The organism is Streptomyces sp. NPDC058864, from assembly GCF_042742985.1.
Lineage (GTDB): Bacteria > Actinomycetota > Actinomycetes > Streptomycetales > Streptomycetaceae > Actinacidiphila.
In genome coordinates this window covers 17,864-40,232 of sequence record NZ_JBHYMQ010000031.1, presented here as the reverse complement: position 1 = coordinate 40,232, position 22,369 = coordinate 17,864, and the positions used below count along the sequence as shown (strand labels likewise).

Here is a 22,369-nt window from a genome sequence, read left to right as displayed (position 1 = left end):
CGCACATGCCCGCCGCATCAAATGACGTGACCATCCGCCGGGCCCGGACGGCCGACGTGCCGGCCGTCCGGCGGCTGCTCGACGCCTATGTCCGCGACCGCATCCTGCTCGACAAGCCGACGGTGACGCTTTACGAGGACATCCAGGAGTTCTGGGTGGCCGAACACGACCACGACGCCGAGGTGGTGGGCTGCGGCGCGCTGCACGTGATGTGGGAGGACCTCGCCGAGGTGCGCACCCTCGCGGTCGATCCTGCGCAGCACGGCAAGGGTGTCGGGCACCTCGTGCTGGAGAAGCTGCTGCAGACCGCGCGGTGGCTGGGAGTGCGGAGAATTTTCTGCCTCACCTTCGAAGTGGACTTCTTCGCGAAGCACGGCTTCGTCGAGATCGGCGAGACGCCGGTCGACGGCGATGTCTTCGGCGAGCTGCTGAGGTCAAAGGACGAGGGCGTGGCCGAGTTCCTCGACCTCGAACGAGTGAAACCCAACACCTTGGGCAACAGCCGGATGCTGTTGCATCTGTGAGGCTGCCCACGGTGTCCGCCCGGCACAACAGTATGTCCGAAACGTTCCGCGGAAGACCACGCGGATGCGTACCCGGCCGGGAGCACTTCGGGCAAGGGGTTTGAGTTTTCCGGGAAAAGGCGGTTTGCTTTTACCGGTAATCCGTATTCGATGAAAGGGAAGCCGGTGGCACAGAAGGTTCAGGTCCTTCTTGTTGACGACCTCGACGGCGGCGAGGCGGATGAGACCGTGACGTTCGCACTCGACGGAGTGACGTACGAGATCGACCTCACCACCGACAACGCCGACAAGCTGCGTGGTCTCCTCGGCCCGTACGTGGACGGCGGCCGCCGCACCGGTGGCCGTGCGGGCCGCGGGCGCGCCACGAAGGGCGCCTCCCGCGGGGGCGCGGCGAGCCAGGACACCGCGAAGATCCGTGCGTGGGCGAAGGAAGAGGGCTACGAGGTCAACGACCGCGGCCGCGTCCCCGCGCAGATCCGCGAGGCGTACGAGAAGGCGCACGGCTGATCGGTCCGGGCGACACGCAGCCGGACCCGGTGGCAGGCGGTCGCGAGCGCGGAGACCAGGGCCGTGAGGCCCACGGTCCCCCCGGAGCGTCCGTCCGCCGCGGGGCCGGGCTGCGTGCCGAGCGTCATCGAGGGCAGGCCGAGCGGCGCGCCGGCGTGGCGCCCGCCGTCCGGAACGGGCGGCCGGAGCCAGGCGGGCGCGCCGTCGTCGCAGGTGGCCCCGGGACCGCGCAGCGGGACGAGGTCGAGCGGGATGCCGCTCCACTCCAGCCAGTCCAGCAGGCCGGGCAGTTCCTCCGCGCTGCCCGGGGCGACGAAGAACCGCATGCGGTGCCCCGTCAGGGCGACCGGCCCCGTCCGGGGTGCCGGGAAGCGGCCGAGCACCTCGTGCCCCGCCTCCGCGGGGACGTCGAGCACGTCCGCGTGTTCCAGGGTCGCCGGGACCCGTGAGGCCTGCATGCCCTGCGCAACGCCCCCCGGGGGTCCCGGGTTACGAGCGGGGTCACCGGGAGTGCCCGGTCGGCCGGATCCGTCACCCTCCGTGAATCCACACGACGCAAGTCTGTTCGCCTATAGCAGACAGCGGGCGTGCTCCCGGCATGGACTGTCCGTGCGGGCGGGTAAGAAATACCTAGTGGGAACGGACGACGGCCATGTCGGACAGGCGGGGCGTTCGCCCTCGGCGTACTGGATAAAGGGCTATCCGCCTGGCCTGCGGGAACATCGTCTCGCACCATCGGGTTGAGGCTGTTGTCGACGGCGCGGGGGTTAACGACCTCGCAAGGTGTCGACGGTTGAAGTGAGCTGCCCCGCTGTGCGGGACTAGCATGCGGAAGGACAGGGAGGGGACACGCCCCTAACTGCCCGACCGCTCTGAGGAGCGATTAACGATGTTCGAGAGGTTCACCGACCGCGCGCGGCGGGTTGTCGTCCTGGCTCAGGAAGAAGCCCGGATGCTCAACCACAACTACATCGGCACCGAGCACATCCTCCTGGGCCTTATCCACGAGGGTGAGGGTGTCGCCGCTAAGGCCCTGGAGAGCCTCGGGATTTCGCTCGAGGCGGTCCGCCAGCAGGTGGAGGAGATCATCGGCCAGGGCCAGCAGGCCCCGTCCGGGCACATCCCCTTCACCCCCCGGGCCAAGAAGGTCCTGGAGCTGTCGCTCCGCGAGGCCCTCCAGCTCGGCCACAACTACATCGGCACCGAGCACATCCTGCTCGGCCTGATCCGCGAGGGCGAGGGCGTCGCCGCCCAGGTCCTCGTGAAGCTGGGCGCCGATCTCAACCGGGTGCGGCAGCAGGTCATCCAGCTGCTCTCCGGCTACCAGGGCAAGGAGGCCGCCACCGCCGGCGGTCCGGCCGAGGGCACCCCCTCGACCTCGCTCGTCCTGGACCAGTTCGGCCGCAACCTCACGCAGGCCGCTCGTGAGACCAAGCTCGACCCGGTGATCGGGCGCGAGAAGGAGATCGAGCGCGTGATGCAGGTGCTGTCGCGCCGCACCAAGAACAACCCCGTCCTCATCGGCGAGCCCGGCGTCGGCAAGACCGCCGTCGTCGAGGGCCTGGCCCAGGCCATCGTCAAGGGCGAGGTCCCGGAGACGCTGAAGGACAAGCAGCTCTATACCCTGGACCTCGGGGCCCTGGTGGCCGGCTCCCGCTACCGCGGTGACTTCGAGGAGCGCCTGAAGAAGGTGCTCAAGGAGATCCGCACCCGCGGCGACATCATTCTGTTCATCGACGAGCTCCACACCCTGGTGGGTGCGGGTGCCGCCGAGGGCGCGATCGACGCCGCCTCGATCCTCAAGCCCATGCTGGCCCGCGGTGAGCTGCAGACCATCGGCGCCACCACGCTCGACGAGTACCGCAAGCACCTGGAGAAGGACGCGGCCCTGGAGCGCCGCTTCCAGCCCATCCAGGTCGCGGAGCCGTCGCTGCCGCACACCATCGAGATCCTCAAGGGCCTGCGGGACCGCTACGAGGCCCACCACCGGGTGTCCATCACGGACGCCGCCCTGGTGGCCGCGGCGACCCTCGCCGACCGCTACATCTCGGACCGCTTCCTGCCGGACAAGGCGATCGACCTGATCGACGAGGCCGGTTCCCGGATGCGCATCCGCCGGATGACCGCTCCGCCGGACCTGCGCGAGTTCGACGAGAAGATCGCCGACGTGCGCCGGGAGAAGGAGTCCGCGATCGACTCGCAGGACTTCGAGAAGGCCGCCTCCCTCCGCGACAAGGAGAAGCAGCTGCTCTCCGCGAAGACCAAGCGGGAGAAGGAGTGGAAGGCCGGCGACATGGACGTCGTCGCCGAGGTCGACGAGGAGCTGATCGCCGAGGTCCTGGCCACGGCCACGGGCATCCCGGTCTTCAAGCTCACCGAGGAGGAGTCCTCGCGTCTGCTGCGCATGGAGGACGAGCTGCACAAGCGCGTCATCGGCCAGAAGGACGCGATCAAGGCCCTCTCGCAGGCCATCCGCCGTACGCGGGCCGGTCTGAAGGACCCCAAGCGCCCCGGTGGCTCGTTCATCTTCGCCGGCCCGTCCGGTGTCGGTAAGACCGAGCTCTCCAAGACGCTCGCCGAGTTCCTCTTCGGCGACGAGGACGCGCTCATCCAGCTCGACATGTCCGAGTTCAGCGAGAAGCACACCGTCTCGCGGCTCTTCGGCTCCCCGCCGGGATACGTCGGCTACGAGGAGGGCGGCCAGCTCACCGAGAAGGTGCGCCGCAAGCCGTTCTCCGTCGTCCTCTTCGACGAGGTCGAGAAGGCCCACCCGGACATCTTCAACAGCCTGCTGCAGATCCTGGAGGACGGTCGCCTGACCGACTCCCAGGGCCGGGTCGTGGACTTCAAGAACACGGTCATCATCATGACCACCAACCTCGGCACCCGGGACATCTCCAAGGGCTTCAACCTCGGCTTCGCGGCCGCGGGTGACGTCAAGACCGGGTACGAGCGGATGAAGGCCAAGGTCGGCGAGGAGCTCAAGCAGCACTTCCGCCCCGAGTTCCTGAACCGTGTCGACGACATCGTGGTCTTCCACCAGCTCAGCGAGGAAGACATCATCCAGATCGTCGACCTCATGATCGCCCGGGTGGACGAGCGCCTCAGGGACAAGGACATGGGCATCGAGCTCAGCCCCGAGGCCAAGAAGCTGCTCGCCAAGAAGGGCTACGACCCGGTGCTGGGCGCCCGGCCGCTGCGCCGGACGATCCAGCGCGAGATCGAGGACGTGCTCTCCGAGAAGATCCTCTTCGGCGAGCTGCGCACCGGTCACATCGTGGTCGTCGGCACCGAGGGCGAGGGCGAGGAGATCAAGTTCACCTTCCGGGGTGAGGAGAAGGTCGCCGTCGCCGACGCGCCTCCGGTCGAGGCGGCCGGTGGGCCGAACCTCAGCAAGGAAGCATAACCGCAGGTAATCGCAGAGCGATCCGACCCCGTCCGCACAATAGTGCGGGCGGGGTCGTCGCGTTTTGCGTTCCCCATGAACCCACCCTTGTTGCGCCGGTTGCATTTGTGGAAAGGTGAGCGATGTTCAGCACGGACCCTTCCTTCTCCGTGCTCCGGCCGGTGTCGTGCCGTCATTCCGGCAGGCATTCGAAAAGATCAGCCGAGAGTGAGGAGCGGCCGCCATGCCCCTTCACCGGCGCCCCGGCCCCACCTCCCCCCACGTAGCTGCGTCCCGCGCCGGCGCATTGGTTCGTACTTTTCCCGGCGGGGCGAACGCGGAAGGAAACTCTCGTTGAAGGAATCCCCGCATCCGAATTCCGCGCACCCCGGCCGGCTGTTCGGCGTACCGGACGAGTCGCTGTCCGGAGAGATCGGAAAGGCCCTGGGAAAGGAAGGCGCGCACCAGCCGTTCGAGGAGTTGCTGGCCCGCCATTGGCGGCCGGTCTCCGAGTACGCGGAGCTGTGCACGGTCTCCGGGCACGCCTCCGGGATACTCGCGGCGGCCGCGTTCACCCGGGTCTTCGTCGACACCCTGCGACTGACCGGGCCCACGGCCGCCTGGCGCCCCGAACTGCTGATCACCGTCCACAAGATCTCCGAGGAGTGGGCCGTCGACCGCCGGCGCGCCTGGCTCCACCGGCGGCTGCGGCCCCGCCCGGACCAGACCGACACCCGCCTGGCGGTACCGGAGAACCGCCGGCTGGCGAACCGGGCCTTCATGCGGCTCCCCGAGCCCGCCCGCTGCCTGCTCTGGCACGCCGAGGTCGACGCCGAGCCGCTGGACGTACCGGCCGGGCTGCTCGGCATCGACCCGGAACGGGCCGCGGCCCAGCTGGAGCTCGCCCGCACCCGCTTCCGCGAGGCCTGCGTCCAGGCGCACCGGGACCTCGCGCCGTACGAGGCGTGCCTGCAGTTCAGCCGGCTGCTGGACATCTCCGTCCACCGCGGCGGGACCGGGCTCGTGCCCGACCTCCAGCGGCACATCGCCCGGTGCGACCACTGCCGCTACGCGGCCGAACAGCTCGACCACTCGGGGGACCGGCTGGGCGTGCTGATCGCCGAGGCGGTCCTGGTCTGGGAGGCGCGGGGTTACTACGACTCGCGCCCCACCCGCCGGGCGGCCCGTGACAACGATGCCGGGAACGGCCCCGGCGCCTCCCCGGGCCGGCGCCAGGGCGGCCGCCGGCGCCGGGCCGCGGACAGCGGCCGCCGCCGGCTCACCGCGACCCTGCTGGGCCTCGGCGGCTTCGCCCTCGTGACCGCCCTGGTCGTCGGTCTGACGACCGGCGACGGCGGCGGCGACGACCGTGCCTCCGGAACGGCGCCCACCGCGGCGACCCTCTCGCCCGCAGCCTCGGCCTCGGTCACCACCTCGGACACCGTGCCCGGCTCCGGCACGATCACCGCCGACCCCGTTCCCTCCGACGGGCTCCGCGGCCGGCTCCGGAACAGGGACAACGACCTGTGCGTCGACCTGACCGGCCGGCGGACCGTCATCGGCACCGGGACGGTCACCGCGCGCTGCGACTCCGGGGCCACGCAGTTCTGGTCGTACGAGCCGGACGGGCTGATGCGGAGCGTGGCCCAGCCCGCGTACTGCCTCAACTCCCACCGCGGCCGGGCGCTGGAACTGGGCCTGTGCACGGCGTCCTTCGTCACCGGCGCCGAGGACGTGCGCTACGACCTCACCGTGTCCGGGGACCTCGTCCCCCGCTGGAACCAGCAGCTCGCGGTCGCCCCCGGGGCCCGCGAACCCGGTGCGGAGGTCGTCCTCAGGCCCCGCGACGGCCGGCCCGTCCAGCGCTGGACCTTCGACACCTCCGACTCGCCGCCCCGCTTCCAGTCGGTGGCGTACTCCAGCGGCTCGCTGCTGCTCGCCGGCTCCACCCGGGTGGCCGCGCCGCCCTCGGCGCCGCCGAGCCCGGCACCCTCGGTCACCGCATCGGTGGCGGCCGGCGGGGATCCCTGCGCGGGGCACTGCGACGAGGACGGCCACGGCGGCCGGGGCCACGGCAGCCGGGGCGGCTGGGGCGGCTGGGAGGACCGGGACGGCGACTAGCCTGCCGGAGGCGGTCCGGGGACGACCGTCACGCCGGCGGGCAGCAGCCCGGTCCCGGCGAGACGGTCCGCGGGCAGCGGGACGCGCACTGTCAGCGGCCCGGGGTGGGCGGCGAGCGGTGACAGGTCGAGGCGGCCGTCGGCCGGGGCGGCCAGTTCCAGCTCCCGCAGCGCGGGCAGCCCGCCGATCGACGCCCAGTCGGCGGGCACGCCGGGGCCGAGCAGCGCGAGCCTGCGCAGCCCCTGCTGCCCCGAAAGGAAGCGCAGGTCGGTCAGGGTGCAGTCCTTCACCCTGACCTCGGTGAGGGCGAGCCCGGCCACGTACCCGGCCAGCTCGTCCGCGGGCAGGTCGCCGCGCAGGTCGAGGCGGGTGGGCCGCAGACCGAGCCTGCGCAGTTCGCGCAGCTGCTCGGCGGAGCGGACGGTGAAGTCCAGGCCGTCCGGGTCGAGGCGGGCGACGACCTCCTGCGCGTACACCGCGCAGTCGAAGCGGTGCCAGGACCACATCAGCTGGGCGCGGACCCGCAGGTACGGGTGGGCGGCGAAGCGGCCGAGGTAGCCGGCGGCCCGGTCCGATGGCAGGTGGCAGGCGGTGACCACCACGTGGAGGGCGTCCGCGTCGGAGAGACCGTCGGGGCCGGGGAGGAGATCCAGGACGAGCGGCCCGGCCTCGGCCAGGGCGCGGGACTCCGCCGCGTCGGCGGGCGGCACCAGTGCCGCGGCGCGCCGCTCCACGGCCTCGCGCACGCCCGGGTCGAGGGCGGCGGCGTCCTCCAGGCAGGCCGCGGCGAGCAGATGGAGCCGCGCCCGGGTGCGCCGGTCGTCGGCGCGGTCGCCGCGGTCGAGGAGGTCCCGCAGGATCGCGGCCCGCTCCTGCGGACGGGCGAGCGCGACCGCCATGCGCAGCACGTCCTCCCACCGGTCGTCGGCGGCGTGCGCGGCGAGGAGCCCGAAGTCGCCCTCCTCCACGGCGGCGCGGGCACCCAGGTAGTCCTGGAAGGTGCGGTGCACGAAGTCGACGGTGCCGGGTGCGGGCCGGCGCAGCACGCCGCCGCGGTCGAGGAGGTGCGCGAGGACGGCGCCGGCGTCGCCGAGCGCGGCGGCCTCGGGGACGGCGGGCAGCGCCCGCGCGACGACGGCCTCGGCCCGGTCGAGATCCATCTCGGTGCGGCCGTTGCGGACCAGCCAGTGCGCCAGCCGCTGCAGCAGCTCGGTCTGCGCCTCCTCGCGCAGCGGCACGAGCGCCGTCCCGCGTTCGCGGTCACGGCGGACCAGCAGCATCGACAGGGCCGCGGCGTACAGGTCCTTCCTGGCCCGGGGCAGGTAGCCGCGGCGGTCGTGGTGCAGGGCGCAGATCAGGCCGCACATCAGGGGGTTGGTGGCGAGCCGGGCGAGGTCCGGCTCCGCGCGTACGGCGCCGAGGAGCCCCTCGGCGTACCCGGCCGCCTCCGGCCCGGCGGCGGCGTGCCAGCGGCGGACGAAGGCGGCGACGTCGGCGGGGCCCATGGGGGTCAGGGCCAGCTCGGTGAAGCCCTCGGCGGCCAGCCAGTCCTCCCGTACGGCGGAGGGGCGGGAGGTGACCAGCCAGCGGTTGCCGGGATGGGCGTCGAGCAGGTCGCCGAGCCAGGCCCGGGCGTGCCGGCGCTCGGCCCCGTGGATCTCGTCGATGCCGTCCACCAGCAGCAGCCCGCGGCCCTCCGTGAGCACGCGGGCCTCCCAGCCGGCCGGCTGGGTGCCGGCGAGCGGGCACCCGGCGGCGGCCAGGAAGTCGCGGGGCGCGGGGAGGCGCTCCCCGTGGCGGGTGAGGGTGCGCAGCGGGAGGACGAACGGGATCCGGTCCTCCAGGTACGCCGTGCCCTCGTCCGGGTCCTGGCGCGCGCAGGCGATCGCCAGCCACTGCACGAGCGTGGTCTTCCCCGACCCCGCCTCGCCGCGCAGCAGGACCCGCTCGTGCGCGGCGAGCGCCCGGTCGGCGGCGCGGGGCCCGGCGGAGTGCTCCGGCGCGCCGTCCGCGGGTCCGGCGGACGGCGCGGCCTCCAGGCTGAGGTAGGCGGTGTCCAGCGGCCAGCGGTCCGGGGTGTCCGCCAGGTCGAGGCCGTGGATCGTGAGCCGCCCGTGCTTCTTCGCGACGTACTCCAGGTAGCGCCGCTCGAAGGCGGCGTCCTCGCCGCCCGGCAGCGGGGTACGGGTGATGAGCTCGTCGACGCGGACGGTCAGCTCGCCCAGTGCACGGCTCTGCTCGACCAGGGTGGCGGCGACGAAGGTCGAACGCTGGGTGAAGAAGTGCAGGATGTGCAGGCAGGCCGTGTCGAGCAGCCGTTCGTGGAAGTACGCGCCGTCGGCGCTGAGTTCCCGTTCCGGGGAACCGGCGGCACGGCGCAGGGCGCGGGCGAACGCGGTGTGGCCGAGGTCCACGGCCTGCAGGTCGGTGAGGTCGACGTCGCCCAGGGCGCGCAGCGAGGCCGCGAGGGCGTCCGCGACGGCGGTCTCCTCGTCGGCGCCGACGGGGCGTTCCCCGGCGCGCAGGGCCCGGCGCACCAGCCGGGCGGCCAGGGCGCGCAGGTCCGCGTCGGTGAGGGTGCGCTTCTCGCCCCTGAAGGAGACGCGGGAGGAGATGCGGACCGGCCGGTCCACGAGGCCCGCGCCGGGGCCCTCGGCCACGAAGAGCCGCTTGACCAGTGGCCCCGCCACGGCCGACGCCAGTCGTACGCCCACGGCCGAAGGATCCACGTTCCCGCCCCCCCGTCATGCGGATCGCGCGCTTTTCCCTTTCCCGCGCCCCGCGAGCTCCCGGATTTCTCTTTCCATGTGACCCGGGCCACGGGACCTAGGTCCCGAAGGGCAATTCCCTTTGGTCCCGGGGCCGGTGACGTGACCCACGTGACCTGGGCCACGTACGAATCACCTTAGGGGACGGAGCCCTTGTCCCAGGCGGGGAAGAGGGGTGCGGACCGCTTCGGCTACGAAAAAAGGTAGTAAACGCGGGGGTTTGTCCCGGGCCGGAATGTCGGGTTACCAAGGGATCGCGGCGAACGCGTCGCAAAGACTTGTCCGGCTATTTCCGCGAGGTAATTCCGAATGCGTATGCCCAAGATCTCGAACTCCGTCTTCCGTGGCCGTCGTACCGTCGTCACCGCCGGTGTGTGCGCCTCGCTGGCACTCGGTGCGGCGGGGACGGCCATGGCACAGACGCAGGGCGAGAGCCTGCTGGGCCTCGGCGCGGCCGGGAAGCTGGCGGACGTCACCCGGGCGCAGGCCGACGTGCAGCAGCGTGCCGCCCAGGCCGTGAAGGCCGACCGCCACGCCCGCGCCGAGCTGCACCGCAAGCACCGGAACCACCTGGCGAAGTCCGCGAAGAGCGTCCCGCAGCAGCAGAGCCGCACCAACAGCGGCTGGTCGGTGCCGGTCAAGAAGTACGCGCTGTCCGCCGGCTACATGCAGGACGGCGCCCGCTGGGCGCACAAGCACTCCGGCCAGGACTTCGCCGTGCCGATCGGCACCAACGTCCACGCCGTGAGCGCCGGCACCGTCGTCGAGGCCGGCTGGGGCGGCGCCTACGGCAACAACATCGTGATCCGCCACGCCAACGGCATGTACTCGCAGTACGGCCACCTGTCCAAGATGCAGGTCGGCATCGGCCAGCACGTCGGCCAGGGCCAGCAGATCGCGCTGTCCGGCAACACCGGCAACAGCACCGGCCCGCACCTGCACTTCGAGATCCGCACGACCCCGTACTACGGCTCGTCCGTGAACCCGCTGCCCTACCTCCGGGCTCACGGCGTGTCGGTCTGACCCCGGTAGGTCCGGGCGATCAACTCCTGGGCGACCTCGAGGACGGCGGCACGCTTGTCCTCGGGGTCGCCCTCGAGGTTCTGCATGGCGAACATCCCGGCGTGCATCGCGAAGACCGCGGTGATCGAGCGGACCTGGTCGGTCAGCGGCGCGTCCGGGTCCTTGAGCAGGGAGTGGACGGCGAGCAGCTTGGTCTTGAAGGTCTCGCCGATGCTGAGGTCGCGGACGGTGGCCTGGTTCTCCTGGATGAAGCGGAACAGCGGGCCGGCGCTCCACAGCGCGTCCGCGTAGCGGCGCAGCACCTCGCACTTGGTCTCCAGGGTGCGCGGCTGCTCGTTGGCCCAGGCGATCAGCTCGTCGACCGGTGAGGCCAGGTCCTCGACGATGCTGTTGAGGATGTCCTCCTTGGTCTTGAAGTGGTAGTACAACGCCGCTTTGGTCACGTCCAGGTGCTCGGCGATCTCGCGCAGGGACGTCTTCTCGTATCCCTGCTCGGCGAAGAGTTCCAGCGCGACGTCCTGGATGCGGCGTCGCGTATCACCTCTGCGTGCGTGGGGCGTTGCCATGGGCGAACTTTAACTTACTTGACGCCCGGCTAGTAAGCCGCATACTGTCAGGGTGCCCCAGGCAACTAGCCGGGCGGCAGGTAAGCAACCGAAGAGAAGCAAGAAACAAGTAGGGGAGCTTGTGATGGCGGACACCGCCGAGACCCCGCAGCGCAGCGTGCGCGTGGTGTTGTTCGGGCTCATGATCGCGATGCTGCTCGCGATGCTCGACAACATGATCATCGGCACCGCGATGCCCACCATCGTGGGTGAGCTGGGCGGTCTGGAGCACCTGTCCTGGGTGGTCACCGCGTACACGCTCGCCACCGCCGCATCGACGCCCGTCTGGGGCAAGCTCGGCGACATGTACGGCCGCAAGGGCATATTCATGTCGTCGATCGTGATCTTCCTGATCGGATCGGCGCTGTCCGGCATGGCTCAGGACATGGGCCAGCTGATCGCCTTCCGCGCCGTGCAGGGCCTGGGGGCCGGCGGTCTGATCGTCGGTGTCATGGCGATCATCGGTGACCTGATCCCGCCGCGGGAGCGCGGCAAGTACCAGGGCATGATGGCCGGCGTCATGGCGGTCGCCATGATCGGCGGCCCGCTCGTCGGCGGCTACATCACCGACAACTGGGGGTGGCGCTGGAGCTTCTACATCAACCTCCCGCTCGGCGTGGTCGCCCTCTTCATGATCTCGGCGGTGCTGCACCTGCCGAAGAAGACCATCAAGACCAGCATCGACTACCTCGGCACGGTGCTGCTCACCATCGGCATCACCTCGCTCGTCCTGCTCACCACCTGGGGCGGCAACCAGTACGAGTGGGGCTCGCCCCAGATCCTGGGCCTGCTGGTGCTCGGCCTGGCCGCCCTGGCCGCCTTCCTCTACGTGGAGACCCGCGTCGCCGAGCCGGTCATCCCGCTGCACATCTTCCACAGCCGCAACTTCTCGCTGATCTCGGTGATCGGCTTCCTGGTCGGCTTCGTGATGTTCGGCGCCATGACCTTCCTGCCGCTGTACCAGCAGACCGTGCAGGGCGCCTCCGCGACCAACTCCGGTCTCCTGCTGCTCCCGCTGCTGCTGGCGATGATGGTCGTCTCGCTGATAGCCGGCCGGGTCACCACCCAGACCGGCAAGTACAAGGTCTTCCCGATCGTCGGCGGCGGCCTGATGACCGTCGGCCTCTACCTGCTGTCGACGATGGACACCGGCACCAGCCGCTTCGTCTCGGGCGTGTGGATGGCCGTGCTCGGCGCGGGCATGGGCTTCCTGATGCAGATCACGATGCTCATCGCGCAGAACAGCGTCGAGATGAAGGACATGGGCGTCGGCTCCTCGTCCTCCACCCTCTTCCGGACGATCGGCGGCTCCTTCGGCGTCGCCCTCTTCGGCGCGATCTTCACCCACCAGGTGCAGAACACCATGACCGACCGCCTCGGCGACGCCGCCTCGGGTGCCACCTCCGGCACCGCGCAGCTCGACCCGGCCGGCCTGGCCAAGCTGCCGCCGGCCGTCAAGGACGCCTACCTCCACGCCGTCGCGGGCGGCACTCACCACGTCTTCCTGTGGGGCGCGGCGGTCAGCGTCATCGGCTTCCTGCTGGCCTTCTTCGTCAAGGAGATCCCGCTGCGCTCGGCGCCCGCCGTGCCCAGCACCGAGGAGGCGGTGGCCGCGGTCGAGGTGGTCTGAGCCGCCCGCCCGCCCACTCCTCCCACCCGCTGCCGATGCTCGCACGGGGGTCGTCGTCCGACCCGCGTGCGAGCATCGTCCGTACGGCGGAGCACCTGCGGCTCCCGCACCGGTCGCGGCCGGCCAAGGCGCGATGCGGACGCGGGCCCGCACCGACGCCCCGCCCGCGTGCCCGCCGCCCGCCCCCGCGGCTACTCGCGGGGCAGCAGCAGCCGGGCGACCGCGCCGCCGCCCTCCTCCTCGGGCACGTTGCGGAAGGTGAGGCGGGCGCCGAGCACGCGGGTCTGGCCGGTGGCGATGGTCAGGCCCAGGCCGTGACCGCCGCCGGCCCGGTCGCTGCTGCCCGTGCGGAAGCGGCTCGGGCCGTCGCGGAGCAGGTCGCCGGGCAGGCCCGGGCCGTGGTCGCGGACCTCCACGTACGGGCCGTCGACGGTGACCTCGATGGGCGGCCGGCCGTGCCGCGCGGCGTTCGCCAGCAGGTTGCCGAGGACGCGCTCCAGCCGGCGCGGATCGGTGCGGACGACGGCGTCGCCGCGGACGGTCACGGCCGCCTCGGGCGCCGCGGCCGCGACCCTGCGCCGCACGAAGTCGCCCAGCGCCACGTCCTGCAGGTCGGCCTGCTCGGCGGCGCCGTCCAGCCGGGCGACCTCGAGCACGTCCTCCACGAGCGTGCGCAGCGCCTGCGAACGGTCCCTGACCAGCTCCGAGGGGCGCCCCGGCGGCAGCAACTCGGCCGCGGTGACCAGCCCCGTCACGGGGGTGCGCAGCTCATGGGCGATGTCCGCGGTGACCCGGCGCTCCGCCTCCAGCCGGCCGGCGAGGGCTTCGGCCATGGCGTCCACGGCCCGCGCCAGCTCGTCCGTCTCGTCGCGGACCCGGCCGCCGATCGCCTCGCGCACCCGTACGTCGGTCTCGCCGTCGGCCACCCGGCCCGCCGCCTCGGCCGCCTTGCGCAGCCGCCGGGACAGCTGCCCGCCGATCAGCACGCCCAGCGCCGTACCGCCCACGACGACCGCCGACGAGCCGATGACCAGGGCCTGGTCCAGGTCCTCCAGGACCGAGAAGCGGTCGGTGAAGGTCGTCTTCAGCGAGAGGATCTTGCCGTCCGCCAGCGGGGTCTCCGCCCACACCACGGGCGCGCCGCCGGTGTCGGAGACGTAGGTGGCCCGCTTGCCCTCCCTGGCCAGCCGCTTCAGCGGCGCGGGCAGATCGGGGTCGTCCAGCCGGGCGTCGATGGTCAGCCGGCCGGTGGACTCGTAGATCCGCTGGGCGAACTGCACCCGCTCGTTCTGCACGTCCCGGGAGTTGTCGATCATGCTGGCCCGGGCCGCGTTGTGCACCACCAGGCTCAGCACCAGCGCGACCAGCGCCGACACCACGGCGATCGCCGCGCAGACCTTCCAGCGCAGCCCGATCTTCGGCAGCGGACGGCCCCTCCTCGCGGCGGGGTCCCCCGGACGTGCGGTCACCGCGTCAGCCCCTGAGCTTGTAGCCGAAGCCGCGCACCGTCTCGATGCGCTCCTGCCCGATCTTCGCCCGCAGCCGCTGCACGTGGACGTCCACCACCCGGGTGTCGCCGCCCCAGTCGTAGTCCCAGACCCGCTCCAGCAGCCGGTCCCGGGACAGCACCGTCCCCGGCGCCGCCGAGAACTCCAGCAGCAGCCGCATCTCGGTGGGCGTCAGCGCGATCCGCCCACCGGCGCGCCGCACCTCCATCCCCTCCGGGTCCACCTCCAGGTCACCGAAGGTCAGCACCCCCGCCCCGGCCGGGGGCTCGTCCACCGCGGCCACCCGGAAACGCCGCAGCACCGCCCGCATGCGGGCGGTCAGCACGGCCCCGTCGAAGGGCTTGGTCACGTAGTCGTCGGCGCCCGCCTCCAGGCCCAGGACGACGTCGATGGCGTCGGCCCGCGCCGAGAGCATGATCACCGGCACCGTGGACTCGTCCCGGATGCGCCGGCACAGACTCACCCCGTCCAGGCCCGGCACCATCACGTCCAGCAGCGCCAGGTCGGGCTGCCGCGCCCGGAACGCCTCCAGCCCGGCCAGGCCGTCCGGCACGGCGGTCACCTCGAAGCCGTCCCGTTGCAGCGCCAGGGTGGTCGCCTCGCGGATGACGTCGTCGTCCTCGACGAACAGGACGTGCGTCTCAGCCATGCGAACCGCTCCCGGTGCCGTCGTCCGTCTCGTAGTCGCGGTGGGAGAACGAGACCTCCTCGAAGCGGGAGCCGTTCCACCGGTAGGTGGTCACGTCCTCGCCCGAGGGGTTGGAGACCGCGTCCTGCGGCTCGTACACCTGGTGGGTCACCTTCAGGGTGCCGTCGCCGATCTCGGCGAAGACGGGGGGCTGCTCGTCGGCGAAGACGTTGACGTACGCACCGCCCACCCGCCGGTAGACGTAGCTGCCGATGCCCACGCTGTCCGCGCAGGTCGAGACGTTGACCACCAGGTCCGTGCCGTCCCCGCCGGTCAGCCGCCCGGAGCGGCGGTCCACCGGGTACGGCTCCACCGGGGCCTTCGGCCGGGTCGCCGTGCCCTCGGTCGCCGTGCCCCCGGTCTCCGCGCCGGCAGCCGCCGTGCCCGCCGTCGCCGTGTCCGCGGACGGCGCGGGGCAGGCCACCAGGCTGTCCCGGATGTCCTGAGCCACCTTCGGGTCGTGCTTCACCAGGCGCACCACGTCCGCGGTGGCCTTGGCGTCCACCCCCCGCGAGTCCGCCGACCGCCCGGCGTCCAGGGGGTGGGCGTCCGGGGCCGGTGGTGGTGCCGAGGAGGACGGCGGGGCGGGGGAGGCGACCGCGGCGGTGCCCTCCTCGCGGACGCCCCCGGTGTCGCGGCAGCCGGTCACGGCGACGAGCGCCCCGCACACCGCGACAGCGGCGGCGGCGGCACCCACCGGGACTACGCTGCGGCGCACACGCCCTCCGTCCTGCCCGTGACGGGCTCCACGGGCCTTCCGTATCCGTTGCTCTGCCGCTCCAGCTCGGTGCGCAGCCGCGCCAGCGCCCGGTGCAGCGTGCTCTTCACGGTACCCACGGACATGCCCAGCGCGTGCGCCGTCTCCTCCGTGCTGAGCTGCCGGTAGTGGCGCAGCAGCACCACCTGGCGTTGCTTGGGGGCCAGCATGGCGAGCGCATCCAGCAGCATCGCCCGGTCGGCCCGCTGCTCGGCGCCGTCGTCGACGGAGCCCTCCGGCAGCTCGGGGGTGGGCACCTCCTCCAGCCGGCGGGCGCGCCACCACTCGGTACGGGTGTTGATCATCACCCGGCGCATGTAGGCGTCGGCCAGGTTCTTGTCGGCGATGTCGCCCCAGCGCGGGTAGGTGCGCGCCAGCGCCGTCTGGACGAGGTCCTGGGCGTCGATCGGGTCCGGGACGAGCCGGCGCGCGCTGCGCAGCAGGGCCTCCTGCCGGTTCCGCACGTACTCCTCGAAGTCCATGACCTGGGCTGTCCCCTGGGCGTTCGCCGCCATGGCGTCCCTCCGTCCGGCGCGCTTGATTACGTCCCGGCCGACGCTACGGAGCGGATGTACGGCTTTCGCGACCGCCGCCGCACAGCGGACCCACAGCCACCCATCGGTTGTGTAACGAGGCGGCCGTCCGGGGAGCGCGGCACTCAGCCGGGCAGCCGGTACAGACCGTCCCGGAGGGGCTCCACCAGGCCGTCGGCGACCAGGCCGTCCAGGGCCCTGGCACGCTGGACGGGCTCGTGCCATACGGCGTCCAGCGCCGACTGCGGCACCGGCTCCGTGGCCTCCCGCAGCACGGCCAGCAGCCTGCCCCGGACCTGGCGGTCGGTGCCGGCGTACGTCTGGCCGCGGCGGGGCGGACCGTCGTGCGCGGGGGAGCCGGCCAGCCGCCAGGCGCACTGCCCGGCGATCGGGCAGCGCACGCACTCGGGGCCGCGGGCGGTGCAGATCAGGGCGCCCAGTTCCATCGTGGCCGCGGCCCAGCGGGCGGCGGTGGCCTCGTCGGCGGGGAGCATCCGGTGGGCGATCCGGCGCTCGGCGGCGGTCGTGGCGTTCGGCGGGTACTCCACACCGGTCACGGCCCGCGCGAACACCCGGCGCACATTGGTGTCCAGCACCGCGTGCCGCTGCCCGTACGCGAAGGAGGCCACCGCGGCGGCGGTGTACTCTCCGACCCCCGGCAGGGCCAGCAACTCGGCGTGTTCCGTGGGCACTTCGCCGCCGTGCAGCTGGGCGATCGCGGTCGCCGCGGCGTGCAGCCGCAGCGCGCGGCGCGGATAGCCGAGCCGGCCCCAGGCGCGCACCGCCTCGCCGGAGGGGTCCGCGGCGAGGGCGCCCGGCGTGGGCCAGCGCTCCAGCCACTGCCCGTACACCGGCAGGACCCGGCTGACGGGGGTCTGCTGCAGCATGAACTCGCTGACCATGACGCCCCACGCGCCCGCCTCGGGACGGCGCCACGGCAGGTCCCGGGCGTTGTCGTCGAACCAGTCGATCACGGGCGAGTGCAGCGTGTGGTGGTCGCGGTCGTCGTTCATAGCGCCTTTGATCCTACGTCCCCGGGGCCGCCGCGGCGGGCAGCGCGAACGGGTGGGGGCGCTCCCCGGAACGGAGGGGAGATCTGCTGATCAATCACACAAGTTGCCAGCGTGTTGCGTGTGCCTTGGTCCGATTCAAGGGAAACCGCATAAGGTTTGCGCGTGGGCTCTATGCGCAATCCTGTAGGACCTCTCCCGTCCTCCATCTACTGGCGGCGACGGGCGGTTGTGCTGCTCCTGCTCGCGCTGCTCACCGTCCTGGCCGTATGGGCCGTCAATTCCCGTGACGGCGGCGGGAACAGCGCCAACGGGCCGGACGGCCGTTCACCCGTGCCGTCCATCACCCCCGGTCCGTCCGCGAGCGGTCCGCTCAACAGCTCCCGCCCGGGCGGTTCGGTCGGCGGCGGTGGCGGAGACGGCGGCGGTGACGCCTCCGACGGCGGCGCGGGCGACTCCGGTGCCACGGACGGCGGTTCGCAGGGCGCCGACTCCGGTGCCTCCGACGGCGGCGCGGACGCCGGTGCCTCGGGCGCCGCGGGCGCGGGTGGTTCCGGCGGCGGAAGCGGAAGTGGGGGCGGAAGCGGAAGTGGAAGCGGCGGTGCGCAGTTGCCCGCCGGCTCCTCGCTGCCGGACTGCGGGCCCGGCGTCTCGCTGAGCGTGCGCAGCACCGACAACGCCTACGAGCCCGGCGAGCGCCCGCGGTTCACGCTGACCGCGACCAACCCCTCGGCCACCGCCTGCAAGCTGGACTTCGGCCCGGACTCGGCGGTCCTGTCCATCAGCGACGTCAACGACCACCACGTGTGGGCGAGCGACGACTGCCCCGAGAGCCGCGCCCCGTACCTGCTGCAGGTCCCGGCGGGCGGCTCCACCTCGTACGACGTCGAGTGGGACCGCAGGACGAGCTCCCCGCAGTGCGCCACGCCCAAGGGCCGGACGGCCCCGTACGGCACCTACCTGCTCGAGGTGAAGCTGCCGGGCCGCTCCGCGAAGCAGACGTCCTTCGTCCTGAAGAACGTCTAGTCAGACGTAGCGCTCGAGGATCGAGGACTCCGCGAGGCGCGACAGACCCTCGCGGACGGAGCGGGCCCGGGCCTCGCCGACACCGTCGACCGTCTGCAGGTCGTCCACGCTCGCGGCGAGCAGCTTCTGCAGCCCGCCGAAGTGCTCGACCAGCCGCTCCACGATCGTGTTCGGCAGCCGGGGCACCTTCGCCAGCAGCCGGTACCCGCGCGGCGACACCGCGGAGTCCAGTGCCTCCGGGGAACCCGCGTAGCCCAGCGCCCTCGCGACGGTGGGGAGTTCGAGCAGCTCGCCCTGGGGCAGCGAGTCCAGCTCGGTGAGCGCCTCGGCGACCGTGCGGCTGCGCTTGGCGGTGGGCTCCGGCACGTAGTCGCGGACGACCAGTTCGCGCTCGGGCTCGACGCCCGCGATCAGCTCGTCCAGCTGCAGGGAGAGCAGCCGGCCGTCGGTGCCCAGCTCGACCACGTACTCCGCGATCTCCGTGGCGATCCGGCGCACCATCTCCAGGCGCTGCGCGACCGCCGTGACGTCCCGGACGGTGACCAGGTCCTCGATCTCCAGGGCGGAGAGGGTGCCCGCGACCTCGTCCAGGCGGAGCTTGTAGCGCTCCAGGGTGGCCAGCGCCTGGTTGGCGCGGGAGAGGATGGCCGCCGAGTCCTCCAGGACGCGGCGCTGCCCGCCCACGTACAGGGCGATCAGCCGCATCGACTGGCTGACGGAGACCACCGGGAAGCCGGTCTGGATGGAGACCCGCTGCGCGGTGCGGTGGCGGGTGCCGGTCTCCTCGGTGGGGATCGACGCGTCCGGCACCAGCTGGACCCCGGCCCGCACGATCTTGGTGATGTCCCGGTCGAGGATGAGGGCGCCGTCGAGCTTGCACAGCTCGCGCAGCCTGGTGGCGCTGAACTCGACGTCCAGCACGAAACCGCCGGTGCACAGCGATTCGACGGTCTTGTCCATGCCCAGCACGATGAGGCCACCGGTGTTGCCGCGCAGGACCCGCTCGAGGCCGTCCCGAAGGCCGGTGCCGGGGGCCACCGCGCTCAGGGAGGCGCGCATCAGGCCCTCACCGCCGGAGCCCTCGCGACTCCAGGCCTTGCCGGGAGCTGCCGCCCGGTCGTTGGCTGCCACTGCTCTCCTCCGGTCGTACGGATGCCCGGATGGGCGAGACCAGGGCAAAGTTTACCGTCGAGAGGGTCAGGGACGTGGGGCCCTCTTGGGCAGGACGCGCAGGGCGTCCCCTATGTCCGTCACCTCCGTCACCTTCATCCCCGCCGGGATCTTGCCCGGGTCCGGCGGTACGAGGGCGTGGGTGAAGCCCAGCCTGGCCGCCTCGGCGAGCCTGCGCTGCACCCCGGTGACCCTCCTGACCTCGCCCGCCAGGCCCACCTCACCCACCGCGACCAGGTTCTTCGGCAGCGGCGTGTCGATCGCCGCGCTGGCCAGGGCCAGCGCCACCGCCAGGTCGGCGGCCGGCTCCCCGAGCTTCACGCCGCCGACGGTGGCCGTGTAGATGTCCTGCTTGCCGATCGACTTGATCCGGCCGCGCTGCTCCAGCACCGCGAGCATCATCGACACCCGGGAGTTCTCCAGGCCGGAGGTCGTACGGCGCGGGGAGGGGATCTGGGTGTCGACGGTCAGCGCCTGCACCTCGGCGACCAGCGGGCGCTTGCCCTCCAGCGTGACGGTCAGGCACGTGCCGGGGACCGGTTCGTCGCGCCGGGTCAGGAAGAGGCCGGACGGGTCGGCCAGGCCCGTGATGCCCTCGTCGTGCAGCTCGAAGCAGCCGACCTCGTCGGTGGCGCCGTAGCGGTTCTTGATGCCCCGGATCAGGCGGAGGCGGGCGTGCCGGTCGCCCTCGAAGGACAGCACCACGTCCACCAGGTGCTCCAGGAGCCGGGGACCCGCGATCGCGCCGTCCTTGGTGACGTGGCCGACCAGCAGCGTCGACATGCCGCGCTCCTTCGACGCGCGGATCAGCGCGCCCGCGACCTCGCGCACCTGGGCCATGCCGCCGGGGGCGCCGTCGATCTCCGGGGAGGCGACGGTCTGCACCGAGTCCAGGATCAGCAGGGACGGCTTCACATCGTCGAGATGGCCGAGCACGGCCGACAGGTCCGTCTCGGCGGCCAGGAAGAGGTGGTCGGAGAGCGCCCCGATGCGGTCGGCGCGCAGCCGGACCTGGGAGGCGGACTCCTCGCCCGTCACGTACAGCGTCCGGGCCTGCGGGCCGGCGGCCTTCGCCGCCACGTCCAGCAGGAGGGTCGACTTGCCCACGCCGGGCTCGCCGGCGAGCAGCACCACGGCCCCGGGCACCAGCCCGCCGCCCAGGACACGGTCCAGCTCCGGCACGCCCGTCCCGCGCGCGGTGGCCTGCCGCCCGTCGACCTGGCCGATCGGCTTCGCGGGCGTGGTCACCCGGCCCGGCGCGGTCGTCCGCACCGCCGTCGCGCCGCCGCCGTACTCCTCGACCGTGCCCCACGCCTGGCACTCGCCGCAGCGGCCGAGCCACTTGGCCGTCGTCCAGCCGCACTCCGTGCAGCGGTACGACGGACGGTCCTTGGAAGCGGGGCGGGTACGGGCAGCCATGTGCCGCACGCTATCGGGTGCCACCGACAACCCGGCACCGCCCGGGGAGCGGACCCCTGCCGTCCGCTCCGGAAAAGGCTCGCGCACCTGGCCGGAGGGGTCACCCGAGGGGGTGAGCCGCGTGTGCTCTTTCGGGCGGGATCACCACCCATTTGGATTAAAGCCCGCCGTGATGCCTGAGGGCGTACGGGTCGTGGTCCTACCGTCACGGAGTGATGAGCAGCAGGTCTGACACACCCTCCCAGACAACCGGCGCGCACCGCCGACACCGCGCGCCGGTCCAGCGTGGCCGCTCCGCGCCGGGTGCCGGGTCCCCGGCGCGGCGGCGGCCGCGCCCGCAGGGGACCCTGCCCGCGCAGCCGCCGGCCCACTACGAGCCGTATCTGGACGGGCTGTTCACCTACTGCCTCTCGGTGCTGTGCGAGCACGACTCCGCCGCCGCCGCCCTCGGCGACGTGCTGGCCGTGGCCGAGCGCCAGCGCGCCCGGCTGCGCGACCAGGAGCTGCGCCGGCCCTGGCTGTACGCGCTGGCCCGCTGGGCCTGTCTGCGCACCCTGGCCGAGGGCCGCCCGGTGTCGGTGAAGGCCTCGGCGGACGTGGCCGCCCGCAGGCGCGGCGAACTGGCGGCGCTGGCCTGGCCCGAGGCGGCCGGCACCACCCCCGAGCAGCGCGAGGCGCTGGAGCTCGCCGTGCGGCACCAGCTGGCGCCGCACGAGGTGGCGCTGGTCGTCGGACGGGAACCGGACACGACGCGGGCGCTGCTGGCGCAGGCGGCCTGCGAGGTGGAGCGCACCCGGGCCGCGCTCGCCGTGGTCGAGCTCGGCAACTGCGCGGCCGTCGCCCGCCTCGCCGGTGACGCCCGGGTGCTGCTGGGCTCGGCGCTCCGCCGCGAGCTGGTGACCCACGTCGACGTGTGCCCGCACTGCCGGGTCACCGCCGAGCGCGCCGTGGCGACGGGCCCCTGGCCGGGCCTGGCCACCACCGCCGCCACGGCCGTGCTGTCGACGGTCGAGGCGCCCCGTTCGGCCGCGTACGCAGCCCTGCTGCACGCCATGCGGGGCGGCGTCGGGCGCACCCGCCAGGGCACCCCGCGCTTCGACCGGCGCGGCTTCCCGATGGACCTGAAGGAACGGATGGCGCGGCGGGCCCGGATGCGGCACCGCGCGGTGACCTCCACGGTGGTCGCCGCCGTCGTCGCGGCGCCGGTGCTGGCGCTGTGGGCGGCCTACCACGGCGCGCCGCTGGCGGCCGAGCACAAGGGGGAAGGTTCCCTCAGCGCCGACGAGGGCCTCGACGGCGTGCAGTACGAGAAGGCCGGTGTCGCGGGCACGGCCGACGCGCGCGAGCGGTCCAATCGCGGCGGCCAGGGCCGCCTGTCGGTCTCCGTCGCCTCCGCCGCCCCCTCGGCGTCCGCCTCCGCCTCGGCCTCGGCCGCGGCCCGGGGTTCCGCCTCGCCGTCCGGTGACTCCGCGGACGGCGACGACCGCTCGGTGCCCCGGCCGGGCCGGCTGCTCGTGGAGGCCCGCTCACGCGGGCACGTCACCGTCGTCACCCTCACCGCCGAGGGCGCCGCGCCGGTCCGCTGGCGGGCGGCCACCTCCGAGCCGTGGGGGGGGGGGGGGCGCCGCGAACGCCGGCGCCGCCACGCAGGGGTTCCAAGTCGCTGCCCGAGCCTTCAGAGGCAGGCCGGGGGGC

General features: G+C 72.9%; 18 protein-coding genes. 8 read left to right on the top strand and 10 right to left on the bottom strand.

Annotated features, from left to right (window positions below; translation table 11 throughout):
• Positions 1-5: 5 nt before the first annotated feature.
• Positions 6-524, top strand: coding sequence for an amino-acid N-acetyltransferase (locus ACFW3D_RS23155; RefSeq protein ID WP_500506550.1), 519 nt, complete (start codon positions 6-8; stop codon positions 522-524).
• Positions 525-689: 165 nt separating this feature from the next.
• Complete coding sequence (locus ACFW3D_RS23150; protein WP_500506548.1) at positions 690-1,031, top strand: histone-like nucleoid-structuring protein Lsr2; 342 nt, start codon at positions 690-692, stop codon at positions 1,029-1,031.
• On the opposite strand, the gene ACFW3D_RS23145 is transcribed toward ACFW3D_RS23150, so the two are convergent.
• Complete coding sequence (locus tag ACFW3D_RS23145; RefSeq protein ID WP_500506546.1) at positions 962-1,489, bottom strand: SCO3374 family protein; 528 nt, start codon at positions 1,487-1,489, stop codon at positions 962-964. The genes ACFW3D_RS23150 and ACFW3D_RS23145 overlap by 70 nt on opposite strands.
• A 431-nt stretch (positions 1,490-1,920) precedes the next feature.
• Here ACFW3D_RS23145 and ACFW3D_RS23140 point away from each other — a divergent pair, with 431 nt between their 5' ends.
• Entirely contained in the window at positions 1,921-4,437 is a 2,517-nt protein-coding gene (locus ACFW3D_RS23140; RefSeq protein ID WP_319157219.1) for an AAA family ATPase, read from the top strand.
• 333 nt (positions 4,438-4,770) lie between these two features.
• Positions 4,771-6,537, top strand: a complete 1,767-nt coding sequence (locus ACFW3D_RS23135) for an RICIN domain-containing protein (RefSeq protein WP_500506544.1) — start codon at positions 4,771-4,773, stop codon at positions 6,535-6,537.
• Here the strand turns inward: ACFW3D_RS23135 and ACFW3D_RS23130 are convergent.
• Complete coding sequence (locus tag ACFW3D_RS23130; RefSeq protein WP_500506542.1) at positions 6,534-9,266, bottom strand: NACHT domain-containing protein; 2,733 nt, start codon at positions 9,264-9,266, stop codon at positions 6,534-6,536. The two genes, ACFW3D_RS23135 and ACFW3D_RS23130, sit on opposite strands and share 4 nt — an antisense overlap.
• A gap of 348 nt (positions 9,267-9,614) precedes the next feature.
• Between ACFW3D_RS23130 and ACFW3D_RS23125 the strand changes: the two genes are divergently transcribed.
• Complete coding sequence (locus ACFW3D_RS23125; protein WP_500506540.1) at positions 9,615-10,328, top strand: M23 family metallopeptidase; 714 nt, start codon at positions 9,615-9,617, stop codon at positions 10,326-10,328.
• Here ACFW3D_RS23125 and ACFW3D_RS23120 read toward each other — a convergent pair.
• A complete protein-coding gene (locus tag ACFW3D_RS23120; protein WP_500506538.1) occupies positions 10,310-10,894 on the bottom strand; it encodes a TetR/AcrR family transcriptional regulator in 585 nt (194 codons plus the stop codon). The two genes, ACFW3D_RS23125 and ACFW3D_RS23120, sit on opposite strands and share 19 nt — an antisense overlap.
• A gap of 124 nt (positions 10,895-11,018) precedes the next feature.
• On the opposite strand from ACFW3D_RS23120, the gene ACFW3D_RS23115 reads away from it, so the two are divergent.
• Positions 11,019-12,563: an MDR family MFS transporter gene (locus tag ACFW3D_RS23115; protein ID WP_500506536.1), complete on the top strand. Its 1,545-nt coding sequence runs from the start codon at positions 11,019-11,021 to the stop codon at positions 12,561-12,563.
• 191 nt (positions 12,564-12,754) lie between these two features.
• Here ACFW3D_RS23115 and ACFW3D_RS23110 read toward each other — a convergent pair whose 3' ends face one another.
• The 5 genes from ACFW3D_RS23110 to ACFW3D_RS23090 form a co-directional block, all read right to left on the bottom strand.
• Positions 12,755-14,032 carry an ATP-binding protein gene (locus ACFW3D_RS23110; RefSeq protein WP_500506534.1) on the bottom strand — a complete coding sequence of 426 codons (1,278 nt, stop codon included), beginning with the start codon at positions 14,030-14,032 and terminating at the stop codon, positions 12,755-12,757.
• Between the two features lie 4 nt (positions 14,033-14,036).
• Positions 14,037-14,720 (bottom strand): two-component system response regulator CseB, encoded by a 684-nt coding sequence (gene cseB / locus ACFW3D_RS23105; protein WP_500506533.1) that lies wholly within the window; start codon positions 14,718-14,720, stop codon positions 14,037-14,039.
• Positions 14,713-15,477: a hypothetical protein gene (locus ACFW3D_RS23100; RefSeq protein WP_500506531.1), complete on the bottom strand. Its 765-nt coding sequence runs from the start codon at positions 15,475-15,477 to the stop codon at positions 14,713-14,715. Before ACFW3D_RS23100 ends, cseB begins: the two co-directional genes overlap by 8 nt.
• Positions 15,462-16,031 (bottom strand): SigE family RNA polymerase sigma factor, encoded by a 570-nt coding sequence (locus ACFW3D_RS23095; RefSeq protein WP_500506530.1) that lies wholly within the window; start codon positions 16,029-16,031, stop codon positions 15,462-15,464. The genes ACFW3D_RS23100 and ACFW3D_RS23095 overlap by 16 nt, the downstream gene beginning before the upstream one ends.
• A gap of 143 nt (positions 16,032-16,174) precedes the next feature.
• A complete protein-coding gene (locus tag ACFW3D_RS23090) occupies positions 16,175-17,062 on the bottom strand; it encodes an HhH-GPD family protein (protein WP_500506528.1) in 888 nt (295 codons plus the stop codon).
• A gap of 171 nt (positions 17,063-17,233) precedes the next feature.
• Here ACFW3D_RS23090 and ACFW3D_RS23085 point away from each other — a divergent pair, with 171 nt between their 5' ends.
• Positions 17,234-18,085, top strand: a complete 852-nt coding sequence (locus ACFW3D_RS23085) for a hypothetical protein (RefSeq protein ID WP_500506526.1) — start codon at positions 17,234-17,236, stop codon at positions 18,083-18,085.
• Here the strand turns inward: ACFW3D_RS23085 and disA are convergent, their stop codons facing one another.
• Positions 18,086-19,216, bottom strand: coding sequence for a DNA integrity scanning diadenylate cyclase DisA (gene disA / locus ACFW3D_RS23080; RefSeq protein ID WP_500506524.1), 1,131 nt, complete (start codon positions 19,214-19,216; stop codon positions 18,086-18,088).
• Positions 19,217-19,282: 66 nt separating this feature from the next.
• On the bottom strand, positions 19,283-20,674 hold the full coding sequence (gene radA / locus ACFW3D_RS23075) for a DNA repair protein RadA (protein WP_500506522.1): 1,392 nt from the start codon (positions 20,672-20,674) through the stop codon (positions 19,283-19,285).
• A gap of 215 nt (positions 20,675-20,889) precedes the next feature.
• On the opposite strand from radA, the gene ACFW3D_RS23070 reads away from it, so the two are divergent.
• Positions 20,890-22,369 (top strand): RNA polymerase sigma factor (locus ACFW3D_RS23070; protein ID WP_500506521.1); only part of this gene is annotated, 1,480 nt, incomplete at its 3' end.